This is a genomic window from Ilumatobacter sp., from assembly GCF_041688325.1.
In the GTDB taxonomy this organism is placed as follows: Bacteria; Actinomycetota; Acidimicrobiia; order Acidimicrobiales; family Ilumatobacteraceae; genus Ilumatobacter_A.
In genome coordinates this window covers 1-19,481 of record NZ_JBDNIJ010000328.1, presented here as the reverse complement: position 1 = coordinate 19,481, position 19,481 = coordinate 1, and the positions used below count along the sequence as shown (strand labels likewise).

At 63.7% G+C, this 19,481-nt stretch carries 16 protein-coding genes; 9 read left to right on the top strand and 7 right to left on the bottom strand.

The window, feature by feature from the left end:
* Positions 1 to 16 precede the first annotated feature (16 nt).
* Positions 17 to 2,581: a valine--tRNA ligase gene (gene valS, locus ACH2EI_RS17145; RefSeq protein ID WP_395154961.1), complete on the top strand. Its 2,565-nt coding sequence runs from the start codon at positions 17 to 19 to the stop codon at positions 2,579 to 2,581.
* An 81-nt stretch (positions 2,582 to 2,662) separates the two neighbouring features.
* Complete coding sequence (locus ACH2EI_RS17140; RefSeq protein WP_395160927.1) at positions 2,663 to 4,051, top strand: LCP family protein; 1,389 nt, start codon at positions 2,663 to 2,665, stop codon at positions 4,049 to 4,051.
* A gap of 88 nt (positions 4,052 to 4,139) precedes the next feature.
* Here the strand turns inward: ACH2EI_RS17140 and ACH2EI_RS17135 are convergent, their stop codons facing one another.
* The 4 genes from ACH2EI_RS17135 to ACH2EI_RS17120 form a co-directional block, all read right to left on the bottom strand.
* Entirely contained in the window at positions 4,140 to 5,087 is a 948-nt protein-coding gene (locus ACH2EI_RS17135; RefSeq protein ID WP_395154963.1) for a VWA domain-containing protein, read from the bottom strand.
* A 17-nt stretch (positions 5,088 to 5,104) separates the two neighbouring features.
* Positions 5,105 to 6,073, bottom strand: coding sequence for an AAA family ATPase (locus ACH2EI_RS17130; protein WP_395160925.1), 969 nt, complete (start codon positions 6,071 to 6,073; stop codon positions 5,105 to 5,107).
* Positions 6,066 to 7,229 (bottom strand): NDMA-dependent alcohol dehydrogenase, encoded by a 1,164-nt coding sequence (locus ACH2EI_RS17125; protein WP_395154965.1) that lies wholly within the window; start codon positions 7,227 to 7,229, stop codon positions 6,066 to 6,068. Before ACH2EI_RS17125 ends, ACH2EI_RS17130 begins: the two co-directional genes overlap by 8 nt.
* A 159-nt stretch (positions 7,230 to 7,388) precedes the next feature.
* The gene (locus ACH2EI_RS17120) at positions 7,389 to 8,498 is read right to left on the bottom strand and encodes an NDMA-dependent alcohol dehydrogenase (RefSeq protein ID WP_395154966.1); all 1,110 of its coding nucleotides are present in this window, start codon (positions 8,496 to 8,498) and stop codon (positions 7,389 to 7,391) included.
* Positions 8,499 to 8,693: 195 nt separating this feature from the next.
* Here ACH2EI_RS17120 and ACH2EI_RS17115 point away from each other — a divergent pair, with 195 nt between their 5' ends.
* The gene (locus ACH2EI_RS17115; RefSeq protein ID WP_395154967.1) at positions 8,694 to 9,266 is read left to right on the top strand and encodes a hypothetical protein; all 573 of its coding nucleotides are present in this window, start codon (positions 8,694 to 8,696) and stop codon (positions 9,264 to 9,266) included.
* A gap of 19 nt (positions 9,267 to 9,285) precedes the next feature.
* Here the strand turns inward: ACH2EI_RS17115 and ACH2EI_RS17110 are convergent, their stop codons facing one another.
* A complete protein-coding gene (locus ACH2EI_RS17110; protein WP_395154968.1) occupies positions 9,286 to 12,210 on the bottom strand; it encodes a M16 family metallopeptidase in 2,925 nt (974 codons plus the stop codon).
* A gap of 48 nt (positions 12,211 to 12,258) precedes the next feature.
* Entirely contained in the window at positions 12,259 to 12,876 is a 618-nt protein-coding gene (locus ACH2EI_RS17105; RefSeq protein ID WP_395154969.1) for a bifunctional precorrin-2 dehydrogenase/sirohydrochlorin ferrochelatase, read from the bottom strand.
* Between the two features lie 70 nt (positions 12,877 to 12,946).
* On the opposite strand from ACH2EI_RS17105, the gene ACH2EI_RS17100 reads away from it, so the two are divergent.
* From ACH2EI_RS17100 to cobA, 4 genes are read left to right on the top strand one after another with little or no spacing between them, the layout of a single operon-like run.
* Positions 12,947 to 13,603, top strand: a complete 657-nt coding sequence (locus ACH2EI_RS17100; protein WP_395154970.1) for a phosphoadenylyl-sulfate reductase — start codon at positions 12,947 to 12,949, stop codon at positions 13,601 to 13,603.
* Positions 13,603 to 13,743 (top strand): hypothetical protein, encoded by a 141-nt coding sequence (locus ACH2EI_RS17095; protein WP_395160924.1) that lies wholly within the window; start codon positions 13,603 to 13,605, stop codon positions 13,741 to 13,743. Before ACH2EI_RS17100 ends, ACH2EI_RS17095 begins: the two co-directional genes overlap by 1 nt.
* The gene (locus ACH2EI_RS17090) at positions 13,740 to 15,521 is read left to right on the top strand and encodes an NADPH-dependent assimilatory sulfite reductase hemoprotein subunit (RefSeq protein ID WP_395154972.1); all 1,782 of its coding nucleotides are present in this window, start codon (positions 13,740 to 13,742) and stop codon (positions 15,519 to 15,521) included. Before ACH2EI_RS17095 ends, ACH2EI_RS17090 begins: the two co-directional genes overlap by 4 nt.
* A complete protein-coding gene (gene cobA / locus ACH2EI_RS17085; RefSeq protein ID WP_395154973.1) occupies positions 15,518 to 16,285 on the top strand; it encodes a uroporphyrinogen-III C-methyltransferase in 768 nt (255 codons plus the stop codon). The genes ACH2EI_RS17090 and cobA overlap by 4 nt, the downstream gene beginning before the upstream one ends.
* A gap of 39 nt (positions 16,286 to 16,324) precedes the next feature.
* Here the strand turns inward: cobA and ACH2EI_RS17080 are convergent, their stop codons facing one another.
* Complete coding sequence (locus ACH2EI_RS17080) at positions 16,325 to 17,971, bottom strand: amidohydrolase (protein ID WP_395154974.1); 1,647 nt, start codon at positions 17,969 to 17,971, stop codon at positions 16,325 to 16,327.
* A 168-nt stretch (positions 17,972 to 18,139) separates the two neighbouring features.
* On the opposite strand from ACH2EI_RS17080, the gene ACH2EI_RS17075 reads away from it, so the two are divergent.
* Together ACH2EI_RS17075 and ACH2EI_RS17070 are read left to right on the top strand one after the other, a co-directional pair.
* Positions 18,140 to 18,817, top strand: a complete 678-nt coding sequence (locus ACH2EI_RS17075; protein WP_395160922.1) for an SDR family NAD(P)-dependent oxidoreductase — start codon at positions 18,140 to 18,142, stop codon at positions 18,815 to 18,817.
* A 97-nt stretch (positions 18,818 to 18,914) separates the two neighbouring features.
* Positions 18,915 to 19,481, top strand: a 567-nt coding sequence (locus ACH2EI_RS17070; protein WP_395160920.1) for a DUF222 domain-containing protein, incomplete at its 3' end; no start/stop codon positions are given.

The following is a 19,481-nucleotide window of genomic DNA, read 5'->3' as shown; positions in this document are numbered from 1 at the left end:
ATAGCCTGCGACGCTTATGGCGAACCTCCCTGACAAGCCGACACTCGACGGCATCGAAGAACGCTGGGCAGCCCAGTGGGACACCGATGGCACGTACACGTTCGACCAGTCGGCGGTCCGGGACAACGTCTTCTCGATCGACACGCCACCGCCAACCGTCAGCGGCTCGCTGCACGTCGGCCACGTTTTTAGCTACACCCACACCGACACCATTGCCCGATACCAGCGGATGACCGGCAAGTCCGTCTTCTACCCTATGGGCTGGGACGACAACGGCCTGCCCACCGAACGCCGCGTCCAGGCCTACTACGGCGTCCGCTGCGACCCGAGCCAGCCGTATGCCGATGGCTTCGAACCACCGTTCCGCGGCGACCCGCCGAAGAAGCACCAGGCCATCCCAATCTCGCGGCCCAACTTCCTCGAGCTCTGTGACGAACTGGTCGAAATCGACGAAGAACTCTTCGAGCAACTCTTCCGGCGCCTCGGTCTGAGCGTCGACTGGAAGCTGAAATACGCAACGATCGACGAGCGCTCGCGCCGCATCAGCCAGCGCGCCTTCCTGCGCAACGTCGCCCGCGGCGAGGCGTACACCCAGGAAGCGCCCACCCTCTGGGACATCGACTTCCGGACTGCTGTCGCTCAAGCCGAATTGACCGACAAGGAATGCCCCGCCGCTTACCACAAGATTCCGTTCCAGCGAGCTGACGGCTCGGGCACCATCGAGATCGACACCACCCGTCCCGAACTGCTCGCGGCCTGCGTGTCGCTGGTTGCGCACCCCGACGACGAGCGATTCAAGCCGTTCTTCGGCACCAAGGTGATCGTGCCGCTCTACGGCCAAGAGGTCGAAGTCCGAGCGCACGAGCTGGCGCAGCCCGACAAGGGCACCGGGATCGCCATGATCTGCACGTTCGGCGACACCACCGACGTCACGTGGTGGCGCGAACTGAGCCTCGAGATGCGTGCCATCATCGGCCGCGATGGCCGCGTGCTGCCCGACGTACCGCACGGCGTCAATGCCGAGGCCTACGCCCTCATCGCCGGCAAGTACCCGAACCAAGCACAGAAGGCCGTGGTCGAGCAGCTCATCGAGCAAAACATCCTCGTCGGAGAGCCCCGCCCCATTTTGCATCAGGTCAAGTTCTACGAAAAGGGCGACCGACCGCTCGAGATCGTCACCTCACGCCAGTGGTACATCCGCAACGGCGGCAAAGACACCGACCTACGCGCCGCACTGGTTGCCCGCAGCAGCGACGTGACCTGGCATCCCGAACACATGCGTCACCGTTACGAGAACTGGGTCGACGGCCTCAACAGCGACTGGCTCGTGAGTCGCCAGCGCTTCTTTGGCGTGCCGATTCCCGTCTGGTACCGCCTCGACGATGCTGGCGAGCCCATCTATGACATGCCGCTCGTGCCTGATGAGGCCGACCTGCCAGTCGACCCGTCGATCGACGTCCCGGCTGGCTTCACCGCTGACCAGCGCAACCAGCCCGGCGGCTTTGCTGGCGACCCCGACATCTTCGACACCTGGGCGACCTCGTCGCTCACGCCGCAGATCGCTGGCCGCTGGAACGAACCGGCCGCGAGCGCCGACACCGATCTGTTCGATCAGATCTTCCCGTTCGACATGCGCCCGCAGGGCCACGACATCATCCGCACCTGGCTGTTCTCAACCATGACGCGCAGCCACCACGAGCACGGTGTTGCACCGTGGAAGCACGCTGCCCTGAGCGGTTGGATTCTTGATCCCGATCGCAAAAAAATGGGCAAGTCGAGCGGCAACGCTCAGACCCCCGACGGCATGCTCGAACAGTTCGGCACCGACGCCGTCCGCTACTGGGCGGCGTCAGGCCGTCCGGGCGTCGACACCACGTTCAGCGAAGACCAAATGAAGGTCGGGCGCAAGCTCGCCAACAAGCTGCTCAACGTCAGCAAGTTCGTCTTGACGTTCCCCGAGCCCGACATGTCGATGCCACTCGCTGACGCAGTGACTGGCGCTGTCGACAGGTCGATGCTCGCCAAGCTCGACGACACGATTGCCGAAGCCACCGCCGGCTTCGAGGCATTCGACTATGCCCGGGCCCTCGAGCGCACCGAGTCGTTCTTCTGGTGGTTCTGCGACAACTACGTCGAGTTGGTCAAGAGCCGCGCCTACAACTCACAGGGTGAAGCCCCGGCCAATTCGGCGTTGCGGGCCCTCCGTGAGGCACTCAGCTCGATACAGCGTCTGTTCGCACCGATGCTGCCGTTCGCCACTGAAGAGTCATGGAGTTGGTGGAACGACGCGTCCGTGCACACCGCTGTGTGGCCCGTGCCGAGTGGGCTCGGAGGCAATCCCACGCTCATCGACGTCGCCATCGACACGCTCCAGCATGTTCGTCGCTCCAAGACCGAGGCGAAGCAGAGTCAAAAGGCAGCAGTCGAGTCCCTCACGGTGACGGCACCGGCCGACCTGCACGACTCGCTGGCCGCTGGCACAGCCGACCTCTGCGATGCCGGTTCGATTGCAACAGTCACGGTGATTGAGGGCGCCGAGCTCTCGTGTGCTGTGGTGCTTGCACCGGCCGCCACCGACTGAGCCGGTGTCGCAGTCCTGTTCGAACGAACAGTCCTGCGCGCTGTCCGACGCGGCTACCCCACCGCTAACGTCGCAACGAGCATGACGACCGACGACACGAGCCCCGAGGCGGGCCCAACCAACATCGCCGTGCCCGACACGTCTGCAAACCAGACGCCCGCATCGAGCACCTCTCCCAAGAAGCTTCGCCGGACCTGGCCGCAGCGCTTCACGATCGGTGGCGTGTACCTGGCAGCGATCGGTTGCTTCGCCGCTGGCTCTGGCCTCTACGCCGCCCAGCGCGTGATTGAGGATCGCGATGTCGTCGCTATCGAGAGCGGCGCCCCCGGCGAGAACGCCGAGTTCTCCACCTCAGCGCCTGACGACGGAACGACCACCGGTGGCAGCGACAGCGCTCAGGGGGCAGACGACACCGATATTCCCGTCGAAACGTTTCCACCTGCCTCAGCCGCTGCCCGGAACTTCCTGATCACCGGTGCCGACAACAACGCTTGTGTCGACCCCAACTCGCCGTACGCCGGCGCTTTCGGCGATCGCAGCAGCCTCGGCGAACGTAGCGACACCATCATGATGTGGCGGGTCAACCCAGCCGCATCACAAGTTGCTGTTCTCTCGTTTCCCCGCGATCTATGGGTCACGATCGCCGGTGGATCCAGCAAGCAGCGGATCAACGTCGCCTACGAACGTGACCAGCCACAAAAGCTGATCGACACGATTTACCAGAACTTCGGCATCGCCACCGATCACTTCATTCAGGTCGACTTCTGCGCCTTCCGCACCTTGGTCGACGCGGTCGGTGGCGTGTCAGTCCCCTTCGACCGCCCGGTCCGTGACCCAGCGACCGGCCTCAATGTTCCCGTCGCCGGATGCTTCAACTTCAACGGCGACCACGCACTCGCCTACGTCCGGTCACGCAAGTTGCAAGCGCTCGACGAAAGCGGCAAGTGGGTTACCGACGGCACGTCTGATCTCGGCCGCATCTCACGCCAGCAAGACTTCATCCGCCGAACCGTCGCCTCACTGCTATCCGCTGGCGCCTTCAACCCGAACGTCATTCGGGCACTGATCAAGACCAGCGACGACTTCGTCGTCAACGACAGCGAGTTGACCGTGAACAAGATGCTCGAGTTCGCCGGCGTCGTGAAGGGCATCGACCCCGCAGAGATCACGACCAATCAGATCGAGGCGCGCGGCACAAAAATCCAGGGCAACTCCGTGCTGCTGCCCACGATCGATGGCCCCAATATGCAATCGGTGCTGTCGGTGTTCCGCGGCGAGGCGTCGCTCGCCGACGCACCCGAGCAAGTCTTCGAAACCACGACAACGTCGGTGACGCCAAGCGACGATGGTTCCACCGGCACCGCACCCGAAACCACCGTCGACGCAGTCCCGTTCAACACAATCCCGGTCGTCGTGGCAGAAGACAACAACAAGGGCTTCTTCCCCGACGCCACCATCAACTGCTCGTAGTCGTCGCACCGCTGATGGCAGATGGTCCTGCACCGAACTCGGGATGATTGCTGGCGGATTCCGCGCCCTGACGTCCCGAGATCTGCGCTCAGGAATCCAGTACTCGAGCGAGCGCTGCTGCTGCGTCTGACGGGCCCGAGACGGTGGTGATCTTGCAGCCGGTCGCTGCCGCGAGCTGTTCGGCTGCTTCGGCGTCACCCTCGGGGGCGATGATCACGAGCTCGTCGACTCGACGGGCGGCCGCAGCGACCTGTGTGATCGACTCGGCTTCACCCGAACCGTGCGCGGTTGCTCGGCAGTCAGAGAGCAGCACTGCGATCTTGCGCCCTGCTCGCGAACGGCTGAGTTGTTCGGTTGCGGCGTCAAGCGCTCGGACCACATCGGTCGTGCCGAACCCGCGCAGTGCGAGCACCGCGTCAACCACCGCTTCGCTCGACTTCGTCGCGTCTTGCGACTTGGCAGCAACGACGTCCTTGCCAAACGACAGCACCGAGTAGTCCTCTGGTGCCCGCCAGGCCACGGCGGCTGCAGCGACTGCCGAGGTGGCGAGCGGTGCACCACCCATCGAGCCACTGCGATCAACCATCAGACAAATCGCCGTGTCAGGTGTCGTCCACGAACGAATGCGAAGTTCCTCTGGGTCGATCGCCCGGCCTTCGCCCCGAGCGGTGAGGAGCGCATCGATGCTGGCGTCGATGTCAATGTCGCCGCCATCTGGCCGGTACGGCCGAGTCTGCAACTTTCCGACCCCACGCGGCCGTGTCGGGCCGCGCCTCGAGAGGTCGAGGAAGAGTCGGCCCGCCAGCCTGCGTGCCAGGTCGCGAAGGACCGGATCGGTCGCCCCAGTCAAATCAGCGAGCAGGGCCATCGTGTCGTCGGGGTTCTCCTCGAGCGCCTGCTCGACCGCTTCCTCGTTGAGCTCACCGACTTCGGGCGACAGCTCTTCGAACTGCTCGTTGCGCTCCAGCTCACGACGCGATGTGGTCTTCTTCCGCGCTTCGCTGACGGCCTCGTCGGCCTCGTCGCCCTCCTTCACTCCCGAAGGAGGGGAATTCAGCTGGAGGTCGTGCCCCGTGTCGGGGCGCCATCTTTTCCCTCGCCGTCCTCTCCTTCGGCCTGGCTTCGACCGAAGACCGACTCCCAGAGTTCGCGGATGACGTCTTCACTGACTCGGCTCGTGCCCTCGCGCAGCCTGACTCGCCCGGACAGCGCAACGAGCGCTGCATCGAGCGAGACACTCGGCGTGTACGGCGTGGCAGCACGGAGCTGTGCGAGCGAGTTCGCCACCATCACCATGTCGATGGCTCCACGGATCGACGATCCGATTCGCAGGTCCGGATGGTTTCGAGTGAGGCGAACGAGTTCGACGACGCCATCACGCCACGAGGCGTCGACGTCGTTGTGCGCACCAGGCGATGCCTGAGCGGTTTCACGGCGGAGAATCATTGTCTCGTCAGCCACGGACTGGTAGCCAACGGCAATCCGACACACGCGGTCGTACACGGCGCCCGAGATGCGGGCAGTGCCCACCGCATCGAACGGGTTCATCGCTGACACCAGACGGAATCCAGGTGCCGCCTCGATGCGGCCGAGCCGCGGCACGTTCAACTCGCGCTCGCTCATCACCGTGATCAGGACGTTCAGGGTCTCTTCGGGGACTCGGTTGAGCTCTTCGATGTAGAGCAACGAGCCGTCTTTCAGGGCCTGCGCCAACGGACCGGCGACGAACACGTCAGGGTCGTAACCCTCGCTGAGCACGCGGGCCGGGTCGAAGTGGCCGATGAGTCGAGCCGGAGTCAGTTCGGCGTTGCCCTCGACAAATTCGAAGCCGATGTCCATCTCGCGCGCCACACCGCGTAACAGCGTTGACTTGCCAGTGCCAGGCGGCCCTTCGATCAGAATGTGGCGATTGGCATCGATCGCCGCGATAACCAATTCAAGTTCGCGAACGCGTCCGACGACGCCAGCACGCAGCCGGTCGAGCAGGTCACGCAGGTCGGTGACGCTGGCGGCCTCACGCATAGGTGATCACTCCACGGAGGTTCTCGCCATCGCGCATGGCCCGGTACCCCTCGTTGATCTCCTCGAGCGGGTACGTCTTGGTGATCAGTTCATCGAGCTTGAGTTGGCCCTCGCGGTACATGCCAAGCAACTTTGGAATGTCAGCTCGCGGGTTGAGTGATCCGAAGATCGTCCCCTTGATTTCCTTGTTCCACATCGACAATTCGAAGAGGTTGACTGACGACTCGGTCTGGCTCATCGGCGAGATGCCTGTGACGACGATGGTGCCGCCCTTGCCGGCCAGCGACATGCCGAGCTTCATCATGTCGCCGTACAGCACGCCCGGCGTCATGATGACTTTGTCGGCCATCATGCCCCACGACAGTTCGTTGACTTCGGGCATCGCCTCTTCCATCGAAGCGAACGTGTGTGTTGCACCGAACTCCATTGCCTTCTCACGCTTGAACTCGACCGGATCGATAGCGATCACGTGGCGGGCACCGGCCATCTTGGCGCCCTGCACTGCGTTAATGCCGATGCCGCCAATTCCGACCACGACGACGGTGTCGCCCGGCTGCACATCGGCTCGGTTGGTTGCCGAACCCCAACCGGTAGCAACGCCACACGACACCAGTGCGACCACTTCAAGTGGGAGATCGCTCTCGACCTTGATGACCGAGTCCTCAGCGACGCAGGTGTATTCGGCGAACGTACCCAGCTTGGCGAAGAGGTTGAGTTCGGTACCGGCCTTGGGGCCGGTGAGAAGACGGTGACGGCTCGTGCCGTCGGTGATCATCCCTTTGATGAACGTGCCACCGCTGGAGTCACAGAGGTTCTGGCGGCCGGTCGAGCAGTAACGGCAGCGACCGCAGGATGGAACAAATGATGCCGACACATGATCACCGACAGCAACGCTCCTGACACCCGGGCCGACTTCCACAATCACACCGGCGCCCTCGTGGCCGCCGATCATCGGGAACAGGTCGTCGATACCCATGGCCTCCCACGCCTCCTTGGGCGGGACCATGTCACCGGTGACGATGTGCTCGTCGCTGTGGCAGAGGCCAGCGGCCTTCCACTGCACGATGACTTCTTTGGCCTTCGGCGAGTCGACCTCGATCTCCTCGATCGTCCACTCTTCACCGACTCCGTACACCAATGCTGCGCGACTCTTCATGGCCGCAAGTTAGTAGCCGGTCACTCTGTACCAGGCACTGTGTGACCGTTAACTATCCCGGGGCGAGATCACCCGTCAACGTTCTGAAAACGAAGAAGGCGTGAGGTACATGCGCATCTGGTGCGCACCTACCTCACGCCTTCGACGAGAAGGACGACGTCAGGAATAGACCATGACTCCGCGGATGTTCTTGCCGGCGCGCATGTCGTCGTAGCCGTCATTGACACCGTCGAGGTCGTACTCCTTGGTGACGAGGCCGTCGAGGTCGAGCTGGCCTTCGCGGTAGAGACCAAGCAGCTTCGGGATGTCGGCACGAGGATTGCCCGAACCAAACAGCGAGCCAACAACCTGCTTCTCCATGAGTGTGAGATCGAGGAGGCTGATGTTGGCCGTCATCTCCATGGCCGGGTGAATGTTGGTCACGACGACTCTGCCGCGCTTGGCGGCCAGCGCCAGGCCCCCGGCCAGCAACTCGCCCGAGCCAACGCCCATGGTCATAATGACGGCGTTAGCCATCGTGCCCCAGGAGGCTGCAGCCATGGGCTCCATAGCTTCTTCCATCGACGCTGCGGTGTGTGTGGCACCGAACTCCATGGCCTTTTCGCGCTTCGACTCAACGGGATCGATCGCCCAGATCTGCTTCGCTCCGGCGAGCTTTGCGCCCTGAATCGCATTGGCGCCGATACCACCGACGCCGACCACGGCAACGACGTCGCCGGCGCTGACCTGTCCGGCGTACACAGCCGAGCCCCAGCCGGTGACCACGCCACAGCCGAGGAGGCAGGCGCGGTCGAGCGGGACATCTTTTTCGATCTTGATGCAGCTGGCTTCGTTGACCACGGTGTCGTGGGCGAACGTGCCGAGCATGCACATCAGGCCAAGATCTTTGTCTTGGACGTGGTGACGAGACGTGCCGTCGATCTGCTTGCCGAGCGCCATGAGCGCACCGAGATCACACAGGTTTTGGTGGCCAGTCGAGCAACTCGGACAGCGGCCACACGACGGGATAAAGCCAAACACGACATGGTCGCCCACTTCGAGCCAGGACACACCGGGGCCGACCTTGGTGACGACACCAGCGCCTTCGTGCCCACCGATGATCGGCAGTTCAAACGGCAGGTCGCCGGTGACGAGGTGCTCATCGGAGTGGCAGAGGCCCGAGGCCGCGAGCTTGACCATGACCTCGCCTTCCTTCGGATCGTCGAGTTCGATGTCTTCCACGCTCCACGGCGCGTTGACTTCCCAGAGAATTGCGGCCTTTGTCTGCATGCTCGCGACTGTAGACCGTGTTGCCACTTCGCGTGGATACGGAGCGAACGTCCACTTCGCTGTTCACTTCGCCGTTCATTTCACTGTTCATTTCACTGTTCATTTCGCCGTTCATTTCACTGTGCGTGATGGACATTCTGGGGACCCTGCTGATCCTCAACAAACTCCGTGACACCCCACTGGCATGATGGCCGCATGGGCGACGGATTTGACGAGTTGACAGCAGGCCTGAGCGAGCTGGCTACAGCACAGCGCGATGCGGTCATTGCCATGCTGAGCGACTTGACCGACGACGACCTGCACCGCGTGGCAGAGGTTCTCCGCCAAGTCCAGACCGAGCGGGCTGTCCTCGGTGGGGATCATGATGCGATCATCAGTGCGGCGTTCGAGGCTGGTTTCGGGCGGGACGGCCTCGGTGTCCTGCCGTGGACCGAGGGCAATCTGATCGTCTGTCCGGGTGGCATGGTCTCCACGTCGAGGGCCAGCCACCGTTGTCGCTTTGTGAGCGTCGACGACTGCTGGATCTGGGCCAGCGGACACCTGCTCCGCGAAGACAAACGTTCCTCGCCCGGCAACGACGAGGGGTTCCGCGCCATTGCGCTGCTGCCGCTCGTCGACGGGCTCGAACTCGACGTCGTCTCCGGCCGGGCGCGCCAGGGGCAGCACTCCGTCGAACACGTCGTGAGCTACGAGGTTCGTGCTGGGAAACTGGTCGAAGTGAGCCAGCGCGCCGTCAACTCCAACCACGGCGGTCGTCAGATCAACTGACTCGTGCCGACCACAATTATCAGCGGGGCAGCACTCTGATCTCGATGTACTGACCGTCGGGCACCCAGCGCTGGAAGAAGCCGGTCATGTCGTTTCGGCTGATCGAGCCCAACAATGTTGACTCTTCGAGAAAGTCCTCGAACGAGGCGTTGCCCGCCGGGTCGGTCAGCGCATCGAGAATCTCGTCGTTAATCTGCTCGTTGCTGAACAACTCGAGCTCGTTGCGAATCTTTTCGGTCGCCGAAGCAAACTCGTTGGCCGGCACACCATTCGTTCGGATGTCGGCAAGCTGTTCCAACACTGCGATCGACACGTTGTCGACCAGGTCGGGGCCGGTGGAGATCGACAGGAACGTTTCGGCCAACGGCGTCGCACCACCCGTCAATTCGATCGCAGCGAAGGGCGAATACGACTCGCCAAGTTCTTCACGAATCACATCGGTCAGGCGGGCAGTGAGCACTTCTTGTACTACCCGGGCAGCGATGTCGTCGCGGCGATCAGACGTGCCAGGCCCGGTGATCAAGAACGACACACTCGCCTGGTCGCCTTCGCCAGCCCGCACCGTCTCGATGACGGCACCTTCGGGCGCTGGCGGCTCGACGTAGTCGACAGATTCAAAGCGTCCAGTGGCTGGCAGCGTGCCCAGATAGGTCCGTGCCAAGCTGGTTGCCGCGTCAATGTCGAAGTCGCCACTGAACGAGAACGTCCAGTCGGAAGCGTCACCGAAGCGGTCGATGTACACCCGCTCAACGTCCTCTGCCGTGACCGAGTTGAGGTCGTCGACGTCGAGCAGTTGGTAACGCGGGTCGTCATAGCGGGCTTCGGTTAGCGCCTTAAATCGGGCGTAGTCCGGGTTGATCGACGGGTCCTCGGCGAGCGGGAGTTCGTCGTCGATGTATTGCTCGAGAGTCACGGCATCGACACGCGGTTGGGTCATGATGAGGTAAATGAGTTGGAAGGCGGTTTCGAGGTCCGATGTTGCGCTCGACCCGAAGAACCCTTCGGTGAAGACATCGATCGCAGCATCGAGGAATACCTCCTTGTCAGACAGGAACGCGTCGATCGCCACCGGGTCGAAGTCGCCAACGCCGCTGCCCTCGACGACGTTCGCCGCGACTTCGGCTGGAGCGACATCTTCGTCAGCCAGCACTGAGGTTCCGCCAGGGCTGCGGCCCTCGAAGAACACCGCACCGTCGGTGATCGGCGTGTTGTTGAATGCGACACGAACGCCGTTCTCGAACGTCAGCAGCACAGGGGCAACGAATGAGATGTCACTGCCGTCGGCGAGGACCTCGCTGTTGACCTCTTCCACAGGGTCCGGCGGGTCGAGCAAACTCTCGCCAACCGCCGCTTCCGACTCGCGTGTTTCGAGTTCGCGAGTCGGCATCGACTCGACCTGAGCGACGAACACGCTGGCGGCAGGGACGTCGTCGATCTCGTCGGCTGGGGCAGTGACGAAGATGTGCGGGCCAGCCGTTTCGTAACGGGTGACAAACATGTAGGCAAGCGTCTCGGGCGTTGCCCGGTCGAGTACATCGGTGATGAAGTCGAACCAGCGCTGGCCAGTCGGCACTGACTCTCCTTCGAGGACGTGGCGAACGTACTCGTCTGCGTACGAGGCGTCCTGGCGGGAGTTGCGTCCGTCGTAGTCCACCTCGGCAGCGCTGCGTCGAGCTTCCACGGCGCGAGCTACTTCACCGGTGGTGAAGCCGAATCGGCGAACACGTTCGTACGCGTCGAGCACCGCCTGCGTGGATGCTTCGAGGTCGGCACCGTCGGCTGACACGAAGATCTCGGGAGCACTCAGCGACCGGACGAACCCACTGCTGTCGACCGATGCCGCATCAAACGGCGCATCACCGCGGAGGGCGTCGTTGCTCAGCCGGGTGCCGATGATGTCGAAGGCGAGGCTCTCAAGGATGTTGCGCTGCGCGAATGCCTCACGCGAGCCGGTCGTGTCGGCGGTCAGCGGGAGCGTGACGAACGCGAAGCCCTCGGACACGTCGGGGTCGTTGAACACGAGGGCCCTGGCATCGCTCGAGGGTTCGACGATCAGGTCAGGACGCTTGGGCGAGTCGCCGCGGGCTGTCGCTGGGTCGAAGCGTTCAATGATCTCGCGCTCCATCTCCTGTGCGTTGATGTCGCCGACGACGATCACCGACGCGTTGTCCGGCCGGTACCAGTCGTCGTAGAAGGCGCGCAACGGACCGTCGGTAGTGCGGTTGATCTCCTGGTCCGTGCCGATCGGTTTGCGATTCTCATACGGTGAACCGTCGAGGAAGAACTTCTGAATCTCGTCGAAGACGCGGCCACTCGAGCTCTGTGCTGAACCGCGCCACTCGTCGAGCACGACACCGCGCTCAGCTTCGACCTGCGCCGGGTCGATGATTGCCGCCGACAGCCACTGCTGCAGCACGTCGAGACCGGTTTCGACGGTCGACCGGTCAGCCGTCGGCATCGTCAGTTCGTAGACCGTTTCGTCGTAGCTCGTGTACGCATTGATGTCGGCACCAAAGCCAGCTCCGAAGCTGCGCAACACGGCAATCAACTCGTTTTCCGGGAACTGCTCGGTGCCGTTGAACAGCATGTGCTCGAGGAAATGCGCACCGCCGCCCTGGTCCTCGCTCTGGAACGCGGCGCCAGCATCGATTGTCAGCCGCATCTCGACACGCGAGCCAGGATTGTCGTTTTCGCGGATGAAGTACTGCAGGCCGTTATCAAGCGTGCCCGTGACGATCGCCGGGTCAATCACGAGGGAGAGGAGTGCGCTCTCGTCAGGCTTGACAACCTCGGTTCGGGGGCGCCCTCCGGCCTGGCCACCACCTGCTGCATCCGTGGTCGGCGTGGCATCGGAGGAGCCGGTGCACGCAGCTGTGGCCAGTGCGGTAACGATGGCGATTCCCACGAGGCGGAAACGAAAGGGGCGACGAGACACACCAAGCATGCGGGGCAGGTTAGGCCTGCGGCGTCAACGAGGCTGGAACACTGCAGTTCATCGACTCGCCACACCTGGGAGCACGTCAGCATGTTTCGCGAACAACTCGTCGAGACGCGGGCGCCAGTCGATGTCTTCGGTCGAACCACCGGCGGCTTGCACTGCTGCCCGTTCGGCCGCGAGCGTGTCGGCGATCTCGGCCACACCGGCCGCGAGAATCTCTGCCACCCTGTCGCGGACGAACCCGGCGAGTGCCGGGCTGGCACCGTCAGTACTGATCGCTGCTGTCACTCGGCCCGCTCGGGTGATCGCCGGGAGGATGAACTCGCAATCGACCGGCTGATCGGCCGCGTTGGTCCAGATGCTGCGAGCGCGCGCCGCGTCGGAGATCGCTGCATCGGTCTCGAGGTTGCCGGTGGCAGTCACGACGAGTCGCTGGCGCTCGAGGTGACAGTCGTCGAACGAGGCGGTGATCACCTCGCCACCGGCGTCGACGATCCAATCGACATCGACATGCTCACTGATGTCAGCACCGACGAGGCGGACAATTGCACCAGCGTCGAGGAGCCCTTCGGCCTTACGCCATCCGATGCGGCCACCTCCGACGACGAGCACGGGGATCCTGTCCAGATTGAGGAACACTGGATACGAAAACCGGCTGCGGTGGGCCTTCATACCCTGATTCTAAGGCTGACTTTTAGGCAATTCTCGATAAAGACGATCATTTTAGTCGGGTATTGATTAAATGGTCGCCGTGACCACCTCACTCCAGACTGTGCCGCCCGAGTCGGGCCGACCCTTCGACGACGCTCGCGCGGCCATCTGTTGGGCCAACGAGCGCTTTGCCGGAGGGGTGTGCGTCACCGCCAGCTTCGGCGATGCAACCGTCGCACACGTCGCGCACAGTGCCGTGCCAGGCATCCAGATCACGCTGCTCGACACCGGCTACCTGTTCGCCGAGACGGAGTGGTTCGCCGACCATCTGACGGACCGATTCGGCCTGAACGTCCGAGTGGTCCGCCCAGTGCCCGATCTCGAACGAGACATATGGGCCACCGACACCGACGCGTGCTGCGCAGCCCGCAAAGTCGAACCGCTGCAGCGCGCCCTGCGCGGCGCAACCGCCTGGGTGACCGGGCTCCGTCGCGCCGACTCACCAAGCCGCCGGACGACTCCGCTGGTGCACAACGATCTGATGCGGTCAGTCGTCAAGGTCAATCCGCTCGCCGGGTGGACCGACACCGACGTCGCAGAGTACGCAGCGGAGCACGACCTCCCGGAGCATCCGCTGACCGACCGCGGTTACAGCTCAATCGGCTGCTGGCCGTGCACCAAGCCAGCGAGCGACCGGTCGGGCCGCTGGGCCGACAGCTCCAAAACCGAATGCGGACTGCACCTCTGATGGCTACACCATTCACCCACACCCACACCCACACCCACACCCGCACCCGCACCCGCAACATCGCCCGCACCCGCACCCGCACCCGCACCCGCGACATCGCCCGCACGACCGCCAGCACTCTCCGACAGGACCGACCATGACCGACCTCACGGCAGCCGAACTGATCAAGGTTGAGAGCAACTATCTCGCTGGAACGATCGGGGCTGAACTCGCCAATGACGCAGCGAAGTTCGATGACAACGCAGAGACGTTGCTCAAGTTCCACGGCATCTATCAACAGGACGACAGAGACATCCGTCGCGAGCGGGCCCAGCAAAAACTGCCGCTCGATTATTCGTGCATGGTTCGTGCGTCGGTGCCCGGCGGCGTCATCACCGGCAACCAGTGGCTTGCCCTCGACCGGGTGGCATCGCTCGCCGACAATAAGCTGCGCCTCACGACCCGCCAAGGGGTGCAGTTCCACGTCGTCCACAAAGGCGAGTTGGCCAAACTCGTGAGCGGCATCAACTCGTCGCTCCTCACCACACTCGGCGCGTGCGGCGATGTGGTCCGCAACGTCATGGCGTGCCCGCTCCCGCACCCCGAACGCACTGCAGTGATCGAGCCGATCGTCACCGAGATGGTCGCTCGATTCCGGCCGCAGACCGAGTCGTACTGGGAACTGTGGGTCGACGGCGAGAAGGCCGTCTCGTCGGAGAAGCCGTCAGCGGCATCCCTGGCAGCCCTTGATGCAATCGACCCGGTCGAGCCGATTTACGGCGCCGCCTATCTCCCGCGCAAGTTCAAGATTGGTATTGCATGGCCGGGCGACAACTGCGTCGACATCTACACCCATGACGTCGGCATCGTGCCAACGCTCGACGGCCCCGACGGCCTGAGCGGCAACGTCACCGGATTCGTGATCCTCGCCGGCGGCGGAATGGGCATGTCACACGCCCGCCCAGACGACACGTACCCGGTGCTCGCACAGCCGGTTGGCTGGGTCGAGGCGGAAGGCCGCGACGGCGTCGAGTCGCTCGGTGATGTGGTCGAAGCAATCGTCACGACGCAGCGCGATTACGGCAACCGCGATGATCGGGCCCTCGCCCGCCTCAAATACCTCGTCGAGGCCAAGGGCATCCCGTGGCTACGTGACCAAATCGAACAGCGCACGGGCCAGGCCCTCGCCGACCCAGTCGAACTGCCCAAGTGGGAAGTCCACGCACACCACGGCTGGGACGACACTGAACCAGAGAGCGCCGCGCCGCGCACCGAGTCGTCCGTGCTCGGCCTGCCGGTGTCGTCGGGCAAGGTAGCGCACGGCCTGCGGTACGCGCTCAAGCGGTTGATCGCCGACGGCGCCGTGTCCGCGTTGCGCGTGACGCCACGACAAGACCTCCTGCTGCTCGGCATCACCGACCGGGCGGCCGTGGAGAACACGCTGCGCTCAAACGGTGTGCCACTCGCAAGCGACCAGAGCCCGACACGCAACCTGGCTATCGCGTGCCCGGCTCTGCCGACCTGCTCGAAGGCACTCGGCGAGGCTGAGCGGGTGCTGCCACAAGTGGTCGATCGCCTCGAGAAGGTGTTGGCTGACACCGGCAACACCGGGCTACCACTGCGGCTCAACATGACTGGGTGCCCCAACGGCTGCTCGCGGCCCTATGCCGCCGAACTCGGCATCGTCGGCCGGACCAAGAAGGGCTACGACGTCTACGTCGGCGGTTCAGCCGCAGGTGACCGGCTGGCCAAACGCGTCCGTGAGGACGTGCCCCTTGAGGAGATCCCCGACATGTTACGTCCCCTGCTCGAACGGTTCAGCCGCGATATCGGCCCGAACGACACCACGTCGTTCGGCGACTGGGCGATGCAGCAGGAGTGGACATCGCTCCTCGCCCTGCTGCCGACCACAACAGTCCGACGGGTGCGTACCAAGTGAGCGTCGCATTGGTCGGAGCCGGCCCGGGGGACCCTGACCTCCTCACCATCAAGGCTGCTCGCTTGCTCGCTGCCGCCGATGTCGTCGTGCACGATGCACTCGTCGGCGATGGCGTTCTCGCCCTCATCCCCGAGTCAGCGGAGCGGATCGACGTGGGGAAGCGTCCAGGTCGACCGGCCTCGCAGGAACTGATCTCGGCGCTCCTCGTCGAACTCGGTCGGCAAGGCAAACGTGTCGTTCGGTTGAAGGGTGGCGATCCGTTCGTGTTCGGTCGCGGCGGGGAGGAAGCGCTCGCATTGCGCGAAGCCGGGCTCGAGTTCGAGGTCGTGCCAGGCATCACCTCGTCCATCGCTGCACCTGCAGCCGCTGGCATCCCGGTGACGCACCGCAGCGTGTCGGCTGCGTTCACCGTGGTCACCGGACATCGCCGCCCTGGCGAGCCCAACATCGACTGGCGGTCGCTCGCCAAGGTCGGCGGGACCATCGTCATCCTGATGGGCGTGGCACATCGCGCGGCGATCGCTGCCGAGTTGATCATCGGCGGCCTCGCCACCGACACCCCGGTCGCCGCAATCCAACGCGCCACCACTGATCAGCAGGAGGTCGTGCGGTGCGATCTCGCCGACCTGGGTAGCGCTGGAATCGAATCGCCCGCCACGATTGTTATCGGCGCCGTTGCCGCGTTCGACCTCACCGCCTTCGACCTCACCGCCGCAGGAACACTCCGGGCGACTCAGAGCCAGCAGGTGATTGCTGCGACATGAGAGCCAGCCGCTGAACCGGGAAGGGAACCGGGAGGGGAATCAGGCGAGGTTCACTGCGTCGTACTCAAAGCTGCCGCCAACCATCGTGGCAAGGACTCGAGCTTCCCCAATGCCGTCAGATTCGATCGCAGTGAGGTCTTGGTCGAGCACGACGAGATCGGCGAGCTTGCCAGCGGTGATCGATCCCTTGCGCTGCTCGTCGAACGATGCGGTTGCTGACCCGACCGTGTAGGCGTGGATGGCTTCTTCGATGGTGAGTGCTTCGCTCGGGTTGAAAGAGACGCCTGATGCCGTGCGCTGGTTGACGAGGTCGTGGAGGCCGAGCAGTGGTGCGCCGTTGACCACCGGTCGATCAGAGCTGCCGGGCAACGTGATGCCTGCGTCGAGGAACGAGCGCTGCCGATAGCAGTCGCCGACCCGGTCGGGTCCGATTGCACGAAGCATGCCGTCGCCGATCTCAGAGACGAAGCGAGCCTGCGGAACCGGGATCACGCCGAGCCGGGCAATGCGCGCGACATCGACGGCGCGGGTCATGCCGGCGTGTTCGATGCGGTGACGGTGGTCCGCTCGGGGGTGCTGCTGGAGCACAAATTCGTACGCATCGAGTACCGACGAGACGGCGCGATCGCCAATTGCATGCGTGGCGACCTGCCACCCCGATCGGTGTGCCGCAAGGATCAGTTCGTGGAGCCGCGCTTCGGGCATCTGGAAGTAACCGTTGTTGCCGGGTTGGCCGTCGAAGTCTTCGAACATTGCCGCCGTGCAGCCCATGAGCGAGCCGTCGGCAAAGATCTTTGTGGCGCCGTAACGCAGCCAGTCGTCGCCGAACCCGGTGTGCATGCCGAGATCGAGTGCGAAGGGCTCGTTGTCATCGGCGTGATGTGCGCAGCCGTGCAGCGCGTCGACCGACGCCATCATCGTGACACGCACCCGCAAGCGGTTCGCTCGTCGAGCCTGTTGATAAGCAGCAACTTCGACTGGTTCAGCCGTGCCGAGAATGCCACCGACGCCAGCCTCCTGGCAGCTCGTTATACCCTCAGATAGATAGCGATCACTGGCAAGACCCAGGTTGATGGCCATTTCGGCGACCGATCGCGGGTGGACGAGCGAACGGACGAGTTGCTGTGCCTGCTCTTCAAGCAGTCCGGTCGGTCGGCCCTCGTCATCGACGGCCACCACTCCCCCGTCGGGCACGTCGACCTCGCCGATCCGGGCAAGGCGCATTGCTGCGCTGTTCAGCGTGGCGAAGTGACCGGAGGTGTGATTGAGTAAGACGGGATGGTCGGGGCTGACGCGGTCCAGTTCGTGGCAGGTCGGATGGCGCCGTTCGGCCAGCTTGTTGTGGTCGTAGCCGGCACCAACGATCCATGCACCCTGCGGTGTCGAAGAGGCCCGCTCGGCAATGGCGGCAACCAGCTCCTCGATCGAGTGCACCGCATCACCGTTGAGCGGAACCTCGTTGAGCGTCGCGCCGTACGCTTGCATGTGGTTGTGCGCGTCGTTGAACCCTGGCGCAACAAAGTGGCCGTCGAGGTCAATCGTTCGGCCCGCATCAAATCGCGCCAGCTCGCCGCGCTGGGCGACGGCCACAATTCGGTCGCCGATGATCCCAATCGATCCGGCACGCCGTAGCGCTGGGTCAACGGTGAAGATATTCGCGTTGTCGAGAACAAGATCGAAGCGCATGCTCCGACCCTAGGCAGGTGTTACTCCCGGGTCAGCAGTTGGCGACGAGGGTGCCGTTGACCGGTCCGAGGGGAGGTCATCTCCGGCTCCAGGACACACCGGATCGAGAACTCGAATGTGGATTCGCCGTGCCAGGGCTGAGTGACCCAAGCGGTACGGTGCGAATGCATGGGTGATCGACTGGTTGGCAAGCGAGTCCTCGTGACGAGTTGCGACACATACATGGGGCCACCCATTGTCAAGTTGTTCCGTGAGGAAGGCGCCGAGGTCCTTGCCGACGCGAGCACACTCATCGGAGCAACCGAACCAGCGGAGGTGTTGGACCGTGCTGGCGACATCGACGTCCTCGTCGCCAACCTTGATCTTGCTGCCTACGCCGCTCGTGTGCGCGACATCGACGACGACCAGTGGATGGCGGGTTTTGATGCAATGGTCCACCCACTGATGCGTCTCGTGCGGGCAGCGGCTCAGCCGATGATCGACCGTGGTGGTGGCTCGATTGTTGCACTGACCTCGTCGTCGCCATTGCGACGCATGCGTCCGCAAGCAACCAGCTACGTCACCGCGCGAGCAGCCCAGAACGCGTTCGTCCGATCGGCGGGCCATGAATTGGCGGCGCATCACGTGCGGGTCAACGCAATCGCTCAGAACTTCGTCGAGAACGAGACGTATTACCCGCCGTCGATCATGGAAAACGAGAAGTTTCGTGATCGGCTGAAGTCGGAGGTTCCTGCGCAGCGCCTTGGCACGCCCCGCGAAACCGCCGAGCTTGCGTTGTTCCTCGCCAGCGACGCGTCGACCTTCACCTTCGGCCAAGTCATCAGTTTGGATGGCGGCTGGTCCTAGTGCCGTGACTGGGATTGGTGACCTGTAAACCTCCTGGTCAGGGAGCCGAAAAACTCTGTGACACCCCAAATGTATTGTTGTGTGTATGGAGCTGGGGGTGATCGATCTGGTTGGCGGGGGCGGCGCAATGGTCGCTGTCAACGACTCGACCCGGACGCTTCGACGAACCCGCTCGATACAGCTCGACCACGTGTGGCGGGCACTCGAAACCGGTGCCTGGGTCACGGCCGGGTTCCGCTCAGCAACACCATGGCTGTCGTCAATCACCGGCGAATCGCCGTCGGCGTCAAGCGTGACGCTGCGGCTCGCCGAACGAATCCAGCAGATGCCCCAAGTCAAAGCAACGTTCGCTGACGGTGTCCTCGCCGAAAGCGCGCTCCGCCAACTGACTGACCTGTGGTCCTTCGACATCGCCGGCGAATTCGCCCGTGACGAACGAATGCTGCTCGGCTGGGCACTGCAATTCGCCTCCGGCGATCTGACAATGCTGCTCGCCACCTGGCTGCTCCACAACGACCCCGACGCCGCCGACAAAACCGCCCAAGAACAGTTCGAGTCACGAGAACTCCACCTGTCATCCCTGCTCGACAGCATGGGCCGCCTCGACGCGCTCCTCGACCCAGAGGGCTTCAATCTGGTCCGCGCAGCAATCCGTCATCTCTCC